At 36.3% G+C, this 13,036-nt stretch carries 8 protein-coding genes; 7 read left to right on the top strand and 1 reads right to left on the bottom strand.

Annotated elements, in window-relative coordinates; all coding sequences use genetic code 11:
- Window positions 1–32: 32 nt before the first annotated feature.
- A complete protein-coding gene (locus GFU89_RS04455; protein WP_318846003.1) occupies window positions 33–2,612 on the bottom strand; it encodes a DNA translocase FtsK in 2,580 nt (859 codons plus the stop codon).
- Window positions 2,613–2,986: 374 nt separating this feature from the next.
- Between GFU89_RS04455 and GFU89_RS04450 the strand changes: the two genes are divergently transcribed.
- The 7 genes from GFU89_RS04450 (at window position 2,987) to lat (ending at window position 12,979) form a co-directional block, all read left to right on the top strand.
- The gene (locus tag GFU89_RS04450; RefSeq protein WP_318846002.1) at window positions 2,987–3,625 is read left to right on the top strand and encodes a cysteine hydrolase family protein; all 639 of its coding nucleotides are present in this window, start codon (window positions 2,987–2,989) and stop codon (window positions 3,623–3,625) included.
- A gap of 279 nt (window positions 3,626–3,904) precedes the next feature.
- Window positions 3,905–4,486 carry a Crp/Fnr family transcriptional regulator gene (locus GFU89_RS04445; RefSeq protein ID WP_318846001.1) on the top strand — a complete coding sequence of 194 codons (582 nt, stop codon included), beginning with the start codon at window positions 3,905–3,907 and terminating at the stop codon, window positions 4,484–4,486.
- Window positions 4,487–4,760: 274 nt separating this feature from the next.
- Complete coding sequence (gene ccsA / locus GFU89_RS04440; RefSeq protein ID WP_318846000.1) at window positions 4,761–8,036, top strand: cytochrome c biogenesis protein CcsA; 3,276 nt, start codon at window positions 4,761–4,763, stop codon at window positions 8,034–8,036.
- Between the two features lie 337 nt (window positions 8,037–8,373).
- Window positions 8,374–9,240, top strand: coding sequence for an SPFH domain-containing protein (locus tag GFU89_RS04435; protein WP_318845999.1), 867 nt, complete (start codon window positions 8,374–8,376; stop codon window positions 9,238–9,240).
- A gap of 83 nt (window positions 9,241–9,323) precedes the next feature.
- Window positions 9,324–9,512, top strand: a complete 189-nt coding sequence (locus tag GFU89_RS04430) for an Arc family DNA binding domain-containing protein (protein WP_318845998.1) — start codon at window positions 9,324–9,326, stop codon at window positions 9,510–9,512.
- Between the two features lie 476 nt (window positions 9,513–9,988).
- Window positions 9,989–11,539, top strand: a complete 1,551-nt coding sequence (locus tag GFU89_RS04425) for an aldehyde dehydrogenase family protein (RefSeq protein ID WP_318845997.1) — start codon at window positions 9,989–9,991, stop codon at window positions 11,537–11,539.
- Window positions 11,540–11,653: 114 nt separating this feature from the next.
- Complete coding sequence (gene lat / locus GFU89_RS04420; RefSeq protein WP_318845996.1) at window positions 11,654–12,979, top strand: L-lysine 6-transaminase; 1,326 nt, start codon at window positions 11,654–11,656, stop codon at window positions 12,977–12,979.
- Window positions 12,980–13,036 lie beyond the last annotated feature (57 nt).

Genomic DNA, 13,036 nt, shown 5'->3' with positions numbered 1-13,036 from the left:
ATTTTGAAAGGTTAAACCATTCGATTTTTCCCTTAACTACGCAGATCTTCCAAAAACTGTTCCAAAGAATGAAGATCGCTGATCAGCACCTCTCTTGCTTTAGCACCGTTAAAACCTCCAACAATACCACTGGCTTCAAGCTGATCCATAATTCTTCCCGCTCTGTTATAACCCAGTTTCAATTGTCTTTGAAGCATAGATGTAGATCCCTGCTGAGTAGAGACAATAATTCTTGCGGCATCTTCGAAAAGGGCATCTTTTTCGTTCGGGTCAAAAGTACCTACTGTACTTGTAGAGTCTTCAGAAACATATTCAGGAAGCAAGAATGCTGAAGCATATCCTTTTTGTTCTCCAATAAATTCTGCAAGTCTTTCTACTTCAGGAGTATCTACGAAAGCACACTGAAGTCTTAAAATCTCATTTCCGTTGAAATAAAGCATATCTCCTTTACCGATCAGCTGATCTGCTCCCGGAGAATCAAGAATGGTTCTGGAGTCTACACTGGAGATTACTCTGAAGGCTGCTCTTGCAGGGAAGTTGGCTTTGATCATACCTGTAATTACGTTTACAGATGGTCTCTGTGTGGCTACAATAAGGTGAATACCTACGGCTCTTGCAAGCTGTGCCAGTCTGGCAATCGGTAACTCAACTTCTTTTCCTGCGGTCATGATCAAATCTGCAAACTCATCCACTACCAATACAATATAAGGTAAGAAACGGTGGCCATTTTCTGGATTTAATTTTCTTTCTGCAAATTTCTTATTGTATTCTTTTAAGTTTTTACAGAAAGCGTTCTTAAGAAGATCATATCGCGTGTCCATCTCAACACAAAGAGAATTCAGCGTATTGATTACTTTATTGGTGTCTGTAATGATCGCTTCTTCTGCATCCGGCAGTTTTGCTAAATAGTGTCTTTCAATTTTTGAATATAATGAAAGCTCTACTTTTTTAGGATCCACCATTACAAACTTCAGTTCACTTGGGTGTTTTTTGTAAAGAAGGGAAGTAAGGATTGCATTAATCCCTACAGATTTACCCTGACCTGTTGCTCCAGCCATCAACAAGTGAGGCATTTTTGAAAGGTCAGCCATGAAAACTTCATTAGAAATCGTTTTTCCGAAAACTACCGGAAGATCCATATCCGTATTCTGGAATTTCTGAGAAGCAATTACAGAACGCATAGAAACCATGGTAGGGTTTTTTCTTGGCACTTCAATACCTATTGTTCCTTTTCCAGGCATTGGAGCAATAATCCTGATTCCTAAAGCGGAAAGGTTTAGTGCAATATCATCCTGTAGTTTTTTAATTGCAGCTACCCTAATTCCTGCTTCTGGTACAATTTCGTACAAGGTTACAGTAGGACCAATTGTTGCCTTGATCTCTGCGATTCCTACATTGAAGTTCTTCAGAAGTCCAACAATCTTATTTTTGTTTTCTTCTAATTCTTCCTTATTGATCGCAATTTCTTCACTGCCATAATCTTTCAGTAATTCTACAGGCGGCATTTGGAATTTAGCCAAATCCAGTTTGTGATCATACAAACCATGTTTTTCTATCAGTTCCTGAGATTTTTTATCCGTATCATCCAGAATGTCAATTACAGGAGCTACTTCTATATTGAATTTAATGTTTTCCTGTGCAGGTGAAGTGGTTACACCAGAAGATGGAGCAGATGGTCTGATATCAAATGCTTCTTCAGGACTAGAAACCGGTACAATAGGTTTTGTAGAAAGGTTTAAACTTACCGGTTGAGCAACCTCTCTTGGTTCTGCTTCAAAAGAAGTGTGATTAGGAGTGGTAATGGTTTCTATATCGGTGGAAACCGGAACTTCTGGAAATCCTTTCGGAATGCTTACAGGTTCTGGTTCTTTCATTGTATTGATTGAATTATTGGAAGTGCCGTTGGTAATATCACTTACCGTCACGCGGGATGGGGCTGCCTCTTCAATTTCTTCAGCTTCTTCTTTCAATTCCTCATCTGCTTCGAAATCATCATCCGAATCAGGAATCATAGATTTTACTTTTCCAATAGTATTTTCATTGATCTTATCCAGTTTTGCTTTGATAGAACTTGGACGAAGATTAAATTCAAGAATAAAATATAAAAGGATACTTGCTGCCAATACAGTCCATAGACCTACCGTTCCGATAATGGAATTAAGGTAATCCATGATCTGAAATCCATATACTCCTCCCAAAACACCTTGCCCTTTAGTAAGTGCTCCCATAAAAATCGGAAGCCAGCAGATAAAAAACAAAGAGTGCCCGAAGGTTTTCCATGGTTTGAAGATTTTCTTCTTAAGGATCAGTGTACCCACTACAAGAAATAAAAATGCAATGATGAATGATGCAATACCAATACTTTCGAAAATGAAAATATTCCCCAGCCAATCACCAGCCTTGCCAAAGATATTGGAAGATTTTATACTCTTGTCCAGCATCGTTCCCGCTTGGCTTTGATCTGCTTTCCAGTTCATTAAATAAGAAATGAATGAGAATGCAAGAACAGCCGATAAAAGTATAAAAGTAAGCCCGGAAAAAATACGCGGCTTAGATAAGATTTTGCCTGTTTCAGGCGATTCAGTCTGTTTTTTTTGTGTCTTTTTATCCATAATATCAATGTCGCAAATTTAATGTTTTTTCAACACTAAAAGAATCTTTTTTCTCCAAAAAATATTTTGGAAATCCCGATTTTTACAACGATTATTTAAAATTTGATTAAAAAATATTGTTCGCAATTATAAAATAAAAATAGGGCTATTTTTTTTGTTTATGCAAATCTGATGCTGTTAAATTATATTAACTAATCATATTTGTATTTCTTTAAAAAAAGATAATAAAATTTCTGATTTAAATATATAGAAATGAAAAAAATAATACTATTAAAAATTATGATTGATATTATTAAAGATCAGATGCGTTTTTTGAACTAGTTCAAAGGTCAGGATTTTAAACAGCTATAATTTTGTCTCAGAAAATTTCACATATGGAAAACAGATTCAAAACTATTCTGACCTTAGGTCTGATCTTTATTTCACTGATTACAATGAACGCACAAAAACAAAAAATGGAAAACACTGCATTATTAATTATCGATGTACAAAATGATTATTTCCCGGGAGGAAAAATGACATTGGAAAAAGCTGAGCAGGCTGGAGAAAATAGCAAAAAGGTTTTAGAATATTTCAGGAAAAATAATCTTCCTGTTATTCATATTCAACATATTTCTGACAATGAGGGCGCCGCTTTTTTTCTCCCGGATACAGAAGGTGCTAAAATCAATCATCTGGTTTCACCAAAAGAAGATGAAAAAGTAGTTGTCAAGCATTTTCCAAACAGCTTCAGGGAAACTGATCTTTTGAGTTATCTTCAATCAAAGAAAATCAAAAATCTGGTCATTACAGGAATGATGACGGATGTTTGTGTAGAGGCAACTACGAGAGCTGCTTTCGACTTTGGATTTAATAATACGATAATTGGAGATGCCACGGCAACCAGAAACCGGGAACTGAATGGGGAAGTGGTAAAGGCTGCAGAGGTTCAAAGATCTTTTTTAGCGGGAATTTCTGCTCTTGGAAATCTTTATGCCCACGTAATGAATACAAATGAATTTTTAAGCAAGTAGGCTTCTTTGGATACGCAAGGGCGCAAAATGATATTTAAAATTATGCTATAAGACGCGAAGATTTTATCTCCGATAAAATTTAATAGGTTCACTTTGCTGAAAATCTTCGATTTTCTTGCGTCTTAAAATAAACAAAATGTATAATAAAAACTTTGCGTCCTTGTGTTTGCCCAACAAAAAATTGAAGTTCCATTGTTTAGAAACAAAAATAACTTAACATAACTTAATTTTTGTAAAGGTGTCAATAATTTGATACCTTTATTTTGCTTAAATAATAGAATGTCTGATCTGCTGTATAAAAACATCTGTAATTATGTGAATCTTTCCAAAGAAGATTTCAGCCGGTTTGTAAAGCCTTTTGAATACAGAAAATTTAAAAAGAAAGAAGTCGTTCTCAAAGAAGGTGATTATTGTATTTTTGAAGGATTTGTTCTGAGTGGATGTTTTAAAATCTATTATATGAATGAAAACGGATTTGAGCAGACTTTATATTTCGCTGTAGAAGGATGGTGGATTACGGATATAGACAGTCTTATCAATAGTGTTCCGAGCATTCTGAATATTGAAGCCCTTGAAGACAGTGAAGTACTGATGATTTCCAAAAAAGACAAAGAACATCTGTACGAGATCATGCCTCAGATAGAAAAACTTTTCAGGATCATGAACCAGAAATCTTCAGTAGCATTACAGAGAAGGATTCTTTCATTAACGGGTAAAACGGCAGATAAACGTTATCTTGAATTTCTTGAAAAGTATCCGGGATTGGAACAGAGACTGACTCAGCAGCAGGTTGCTTCCTATTTGGGAATAACGCATGAGTTTTTAAGTAAAATCAGGAAGAAAATAGTTAAGAATAGTTGAAAATTGGTTTTCGAAATAATTCAGAATATTACTATTTTCAAGGTGGCTTCGGGAAGTATGATTGAAATTAAAAATAGAAGCCTTCAATTACGGATATAGGTATTATGAATCTTTATTTTTTCGGTTTTAGGAATTGAATTTTCCTCAATGTTTCTAGGCTTATTAAGAATCTTTCAAAATAAGCAAAACAGAGGCCAAAGTGACAAAAAACAGCTTTTTTTAAGCTCTTTATGGTTTATCATGCTTATTTTTGCATGTCAAGTACAATTAAATCATGAAGAAGCTCCAAGATATTCTTATCTCAACCAGGACAATGGCTGTATTGCTGCTGGTGTACGCATTTGCAATGGCTTATGCAACGTTCTTAGAAAACGACTACGGAACTCCTACAGCAAAAGCATTAATTTATGAGGCCAAATGGTTCGAACTGATCATGGTCCTGCTCATTCTTAACTTCATAGGAAATATCGGAAGATACAGACTATGGAAAAGAGAGAAATGGCCGGTTCTTGTTTTTCACCTTGCCTTTATTTTTATTTTTATCGGTGGTGCCATCACTAGATACATCAGTTTCGAAGGGACTATGCACATCAGAGAAGGCGAAACTTCCAACGAGATCGTAACGGATAAAAATTTCTTTAAAATCCAGATCGAAGAAAAAGGTGATGTTCTTAACTATCAGGATGTTCCTTATTTGATGTCTCCATTGAACAAAGATCTTAAAGCAACCTATGACTTCCACGGAAAAGAAGTGAAAGTGTTTGCTAAGGAATACATTCAAAGAAAAAAAGACAGTCTTATTGCTGAGCCAAACGGAGCGGAATATCTTCATTTGGTATCTACCGGAAGCACCGGAAGACAAAATATTTACATCAAACCGGGTGACACAAAATCGATCAACGGAACTTTGGTGACATTCAACAGAGCTATTGAAGGTGCGGTTGAATTCAAAAATGAAGGAGGACAATTATTCATCAAAACACCTGTAGATGCGAGCTTTATGACCATGGCTACTCAGGCAACAGGAAGTACTGTGAAAAATGAGTTCCAGCCTTTGGCATTAAGAAGTTTATATACAATCAACGAACTGAAACTTGTAGTTCCTGAAGGTCTTAAGAAAGGAAGGCTGATGGCTATTGAAGGTGACAGAAAGAAAGATGCTAATGTTCCGGATATGCTTCAGATAGAGCTGCAGGGTCCAAAAACAAAGCAGTTGGTAGACCTTTCTGTTGAAAAAGGAAATCCTAACGCCTACAAACAGGTTACTATGGACGGATTAAACATCATGGTTGGATTCGGACCTAAAGTATACAATACTCCTTTCGCATTAAAACTGGATGACTTCGTTATGGAAACTTATCCGGGAAGTTCATCTCCAAGTGCTTATGAAAGTCATGTAAAGATCATTGACGGAGGAAAAGAAACGCCTTATAAAATTTATATGAACCACGTTCTAAACCATGGTGGATACCGTTTCTTCCAGTCAAGTTTTGATCCGGACAGAATGGGAACTGTTCTTTCTGTAAACCATGATTACTGGGGAACTTTAATTTCTTATATAGGATACACTCTTTTATTCTTAGGAATGTTTGTGATCTTCTTTTGGAAGGGAACTTACTTCTGGAAACTGAATAAAATGCTGATTGATGCAAACAAAAAGAAGACAAAAGCAGCAACAATTCTTTTAGTGTTTTTAAGCTTAGGATTAAATGCACAGAAAATTGAAACTCATGGAACTACTGACGGAAGCAGAGAACATATTCATGTAGAAGGTGATAATCATACCCATGCTCCGGCTCCGTCTGCTCAACCGCTTGATGGTGCTGCTCCAAAGCAGAATTCATTGGCAACTCCAATGGGGAAAATGAGATCTATTTCTGCTGATGAAATTATTGCAAGAAATAAAATCAGTAAAGAACATGCTGATAAATTCGGATATCTTTTGGTACAAAGTTTTGAAGGAAGAATTGTTCCTATCAATACAGAAGCATTGGATGTTTTAAGAAAACTATACAAAAAAGACGAATTCAAAGGAACAGACGGAAAGTCTCTTACTGCCAACCAGTGGTTCCTTTCTATCAATACAGATACACCAAGCTGGACAATGGTTCCAATGATCAAAGTGGGGCCTAAAGGTGGTGATGAACTGAAAAATAAAACAAAGGCCAACGAAGAGGGTTACACTTCATTGATGAACCTTTTCCCGGCAGATGCTAACGGAAACTTAACTTATATTCTGGAACACGATTATAACACAGCTTTCCGTAAAAAACCGGCTGAGCAGACCAATTATGATAAAGAAATCATTGCTGTAAACGAAAGAGTACAAATCTTCAATGAGTTCTTTAGTGGTCAGTTTATGAGAATTGTTCCTGTGAAAAATGACGCCAATCATACATGGCATTCATGGTTAGATCAGAAATTCGAACCGGATATGGAATCTCAGCAAGTGATGGGACCTTACTTTGCAGAAGCACTTACTGCACAGAAGACAGGGAACTGGAGCAAAGCAGATACAGAATTGGCGAAGCTTTCAGAATACCAGCAGAAATGGGGTAAAGCAGTTGTTCCTGCGAAATCTAAAGTTGATCTTGAGGTTTTCATGAATAAAGCAGATATTAACTTCAAATTATTGATTTTCTATACTCTTGTTGGAGGGCTTCTTTTAATCTTAGGATTTGTTGAGTTGTTTAAATCTAATAAGATTTTAAATAAAATCATTAAAGTAATTATTGCGATTGGTCTAGTAGGATATCTATGTCATTTCTTAGGACTTGTAGCAAGATGGTATATCTCAGGACACGCACCATGGAGTAACGGATATGAAGCAATTATCTTTATCTCTTGGGTCGGTATTACAGCAGGTTTATTATTATATAGAAACTCAAATGCGTTAATTCCTGCAGCCGGGTTTATGGTAGCTGTTATCATGATGGGATTTGCACACGGAGGTTCAGCTCTTGATCCGCAGATCACGCCGCTTGTTCCGGTACTGAAGTCTTATTGGTTAATTGTTCACGTAGCGATTATTACATCCAGTTACGGATTCTTCGCCCTGTCGATGATTATTGCTGTAATCTCATTGGTATTTTATATTATCTCCAATAAAGAAACGTATAAAATTCACCACGATACTACATTGAAGGAATTGGTAATCGTTTCTGAAATGTCATTAACCATCGGATTGTTTGCATTAACAGTAGGAAACTTCTTAGGAGGAATCTGGGCAAACGAATCATGGGGAAGATACTGGAGCTGGGACCCGAAAGAAACATGGGCTTTCATTTCCATCATGGTATATGCATTTGTACTGCACATGAGATTAGTACCTGGATTGAGAAGCAGATGGGCATTCCACGTAGCAACAATGTTTGCGTTCTGCTCAATGGTAATGACTTATTTTGGGGTAAACTACTACTTAAGCGGACTTCACTCCTATGCAGCGGGAGATCCGGTGCCAGTACCGGCTTGGGTATACATCGGAATAGGAACAATGATTCTTTTATCAGCTGTTTCTTATTTCAAGTTTAAAACCTTAACGAAGAAATAAAACGTTTAACATATCAATTAAAATCCCGGAATTTACTTTCCGGGATTTTTTATTTCTATTGTTTTTGGCATTGGGGTAAGCTGTTTTAACGCTAAGTACGCAATGATTTTTTATTGTGTTGATTGATCGTTCGCAAAGGCGTTTCACTCAGCAAAACGAAGTGCCTTTGCGAACAAAAAATAAAACGCAATATAAAACAAATTGACCTCGCGAACTTTGCGCTTAGTTAAACACCTCGAATCACGAAGCCCGTAAAAAATTCATAATTCATAACTCATAATTCAAAATTTATCACCATCTTTATGATATCAAAATAATATCAAATTAAAATTCAATTATGGAAAAAATCTTAAAACCTATGTCCGGCTATCTGACATTAGTGATTTGTCTCATTTTGTTTGTAGCCGCTGTTTATTTCTTCGTGAGTGGAGTAGATCAGAGCATTACTTTCGTAGTACTGTCGATGCTTTGTTTCCTTACTTCATGCTTTTTTCTGAAAGGATTAATGATCATTCAGCCTAACCACTCAAGAGTACTGAACTTTTTTGGAAAATATGTAGGAAGTGTAAAAGAGAACGGATTATTCTTCATCAATCCTTTATATTCTTCACAGAAAATGTCTTTACGTTCTGAGAATTTACAAGGACAGACTTTGAAAGTAAATGATAAAATGGGAAATCCTATTGAAATTGCAGTTGTTATGGTATGGAAAGTGGGAGATACTTATAAAGCAGCTTTTGATGTAGAACGATATTCAGACTTTGTAAAAATGCAGAGTGAGGCAGCGGTACGTCATTTGGCGATGAGTTTTCCTTATGATAACTTAGAAGATGATCATGCTCCCATTACCCTGAGAGAAGGAGGAGATAAGATCAATTCTATTTTGGAGCAGGAGCTTACAGACCGTCTTTCAAAAGCAGGAATTATCATTCAGGAAGCGAGAATCTCGCACCTTGCTTATGCTTCGGAAATTGCAGGAGCAATGCTTCAAAGACAGCAGGCAACGGCTATTGTAGCGGCAAGAACCAAGATTGTGGAAGGAGCTGTAGGGATGGTGGATCTTGCATTGAAAAAGCTTTCAGAAGAAAACATCGTTGAGCTTGATGATGAAAGAAAAGCGGCAATGGTAAGCAATTTAATGGTAGTTCTTTGCGGAGAGAAAGCTGCGACACCAATATTAAATGCGGGAACACTTTATAATTAAGAAGTGAAAAAATAACAAATAGATTCTAGTGCAGATCTTATCTACGCTGGGATAGTCAGAAATAATGTTAGAGAATTTAGAAAATGAAATCAGAAAAAGCTCAGAACTCTTCAGAAAACAAAAGCAAAAAATCTTTTGTGATAAGGATAGATGAGTCTACTTATAAACTCCTTGAAAAGTGGGCCAATGATGACTTCAGAAGTGTAAACGGACAGATAGAATACCTGTTGCATCAAAGCCTGATCAACGCAGGGAGGAAGAAGAAGGACTAGTTTTAAAAAGGAAGAATTGAGGAGTATAAATGCTCTTTTTAGGGAGCAGATCTGCCAAAAGATAGTATTTCTTCTCTTTTTGAAATTGCAGAAAATATAAAAAAGGATTCTTTTTTTAGCTTTTCAATAAATAAATAACAATTCAATTAACCTTATACCAAAAAGAAAGCAGAGAAAATTTCTCTGCTTTTTTATTTTATACAACTTTGAAGACTGTCTGCTCCAACGTAGAATATGACGAGCCAAATCAAGCCTTTAATGGTAAAGAAAGCAAGTCCTGCCCATCCCACACGCTTGAACCACTTCTTAAGCTTTGAGTTATTTTCTTGTGAATTTTCCATTGGTGATTATCAAAATGATTACCCTGCAAAGATAAACATGTTTATAATTAGTCCAAATAAAAAACACATTAAAAATTAAAGTTTTGAGGTTCACATAATATTTTTATCTTTAGAGAGAACGAAAAGTAAGATTTTATGTCAAAAAAAGTAAAGGATTTCGGAATCGAAAAAACGCTGAAAAACTTAGGTATTAAAGAAGAGAACAAAGGTACCTCAACAGGCGGGAAATATTTCGCTTCAGGAAAGGTGATTGAAAGCATTTCTCCTGTAGACGGAAAGCTGATCGCTAAAGTAAAAACTTCCGGAGAAAGTGATTATGACAAAGTAATTGAAACTGCTCAGAAAGCGTTTCAGGAATTCAGGCTGATCCCGGCTCCAAAAAGAGGAGAGATCGTAAGACAGCTGGGCTTAAAATTAAGAGAATATAAAGATGATCTTGGTAAACTTGTTTCTTACGAAATGGGTAAATCATTACAGGAAGGACTTGGAGAAGTTCAGGAGATGATTGACATCTGCGACTTTGCTGTAGGACTTTCAAGACAGCTTCAGGGATACACCATGCACTCTGAAAGACCTGGACACAGAATGTATGAGCAATACCATCCGCTAGGGGTTGTAGGAATCATCACTGCATTCAACTTTCCGGTAGCTGTTTGGTCTTGGAATACAGCATTGGCTTGGATCTGTGGTAACGTTACGATCTGGAAGCCATCTGAAAAAACACCACTTTGTGCCATTGCATGTCAGAATATCATGATGGAAGTAATAAAGGAAAACAATCTTCCTGAAGGACTTTCAAGTGTATTGGTATCAGATCACGAAATCGGGCAGAAATTGGTAGATGATAAAAGAGTAGCCCTTGTTTCTTTCACAGGATCTACAAGAGTAGGAAGAATGGTTTCTTCTAAGGTTGCAGAGAGATTCGGGAAGTCTATCCTTGAATTAGGTGGAAACAACGCTATTATCATTACAAAAGAAGCTGATATTGATATGTCTATCATTGGAGCTGTTTTCGGAGCTGTAGGAACTGCAGGTCAGAGATGTACTTCAACAAGAAGACTGATTATCCACGAAAGTGTATACAATGAAGTGAAATCAAGATTGACAAAAGCTTACGGGCAGCTGAAAATCGGAAATCCATTGGATGAAAATAACCATGTAGGTCCACTGATTGATACTGATGCAGTAAATCAATACGAAGAAGCTATCAAGAAATGTAAAAAAGAAGGTGGGAAATTCGCTGTTGAAGGCGGAGTTTTAACTGGAAAAGACTACGAATCAGGATGCTATGTGAAGCCTTGCGTTGCAGAAGTGAAAAACTCATACGAGATTGTGCAGCATGAAACATTTGCACCGATCTTGTATCTGATCAAATACAAAACACTGGAAGAAGCTATCGCTATTCAGAATGATGTTCCACAAGGATTGTCTTCTGCGATCATGACTCAGAACTTAAGAGAAGCAGAATTATTCCTTTCTCATGCAGGTTCAGACTGTGGTATTGCCAATGTAAATATCGGAACTTCCGGTGCAGAAATTGGTGGAGCTTTCGGAGGTGAAAAAGAAACAGGAGGAGGAAGAGAGTCTGGATCAGACGCTTGGAAATACTATATGAGAAGACAAACAAATACTATCAATTACACCGCACAACTTCCTTTAGCACAAGGAATTAAATTTGATTTATAAAAGCTTTACTTAAAGCACCCAAAAAACATAAAACTTAATAACCTGAATGATTAAATGATTCATTCTTTGTGGATCATTTAATCATTCATTTATTAAATCACACAACAATTTATTATGGAACAGATATTAGATATAAAAGCAAATAAAGTAAAAGAAATAGTAGGAAGACATGTGTTGGCAGACGGTTTCGATTTTGTGATGGATATTGAAAAATCACACGGATCATGGCTTTATGATAAACTTACAGATAGAGAGTACCTGGATATGTTTTCTATGTTTGCATCAGCATCTATCGGATACAATCATCCTTATCTTTTAGAAAGATCAGAATGGCTGGGAAAAATGGCTGTGAACAAACCTACTTTGGCTGACGTTTACTCGGAAGAATATGCTCATTTTCTTGAAGTATTCGAAAGAGTGGTTATTCCTGAAGAATTACAATATGCTTTCTTTATCGAAGGCGGATCTCTGGGCGTTGAGAATGCGATGAAAGCATGCTTCGACTGGAAGACCCGCAAAAACTTTGCAAAAGGATTAGAAACAGAAGCAGGAATCTGCATTCACTTCAAACAGGCTTTCCATGGAAGAAGCGGTTATACTCTAAGCTTAACCAATACTTCTGACCCAAGAAAATACCAATATTTCCCAATGTTTAACTGGCCGAGAATTTTAAACCCGAAATTAAAATTCCCGATTACTGAAGAAAACCTTGAAGAAACAATCAAAAATGAAAACCTTGCTTTACTTCAGATTGAAGAGGCTATCTTGATGCACCCTGATAAAGTGGCTTGTATCATCATAGAACCTATTCAGGCAGAAGGAGGTGACAACCATTTCAGAGACGAATTCTTATTAGGATTAAGAAGAATCTGTGATGATAACGAAATCTTACTTATTTTTGATGAAGTTCAGACAGGGATCGCTATTACAGGAAAAATGTGGGCATTCCAACACTTTACAGCAAAACCGGACATCATTTCTTTCGGTAAAAAAGCACAGGTTTGTGGTGTTTTAGCCAATAAAGAAAAATTTGATGAAGTTCCGAACAATGTTTTCAGAGAAAGTTCAAGAATCAATTCTACATTTGGAGGAAATTTTATTGATATGCTTCGTTTCCAACTGGTAATGGAAGTGATTGAAAAAGAGAACCTTGTTGAGAATGCAAGAGTAGTTGGAGACTTCTTATTGGAAAGTTTGAAAGCTATTGCTGAAAAATATCCTGAAAAAATTTCAAATGCAAGAGGTAGAGGTTTGATGTGCGCTATTGACCTGCCATCTGCAGAACAAAGAAATCACTTGATGAATGAGCTTTTCAACGATGGATTAATCATTCTTTCATGTGGAGATCAGTCTCTTCGTTTCAGACCTCATTTGAATGTGACAAAGGAAGAAATTCAACTTGCTTTAGACAAAATTGAAAGCAATATTAATAAAATTTAAAACCCGGGATTTGTAATTTTAAAAAATATATCGTATATTTAGATACTCAAACAATTA

The organism is Chryseobacterium sp. JV558, from assembly GCF_033712365.1.
Lineage (GTDB): Bacteria > Bacteroidota > Bacteroidia > Flavobacteriales > Weeksellaceae > Chryseobacterium.
The sequence above is the reverse complement of the archived record's forward strand: the minus strand, read 5'-3'. Positions and strand labels throughout refer to the sequence as shown.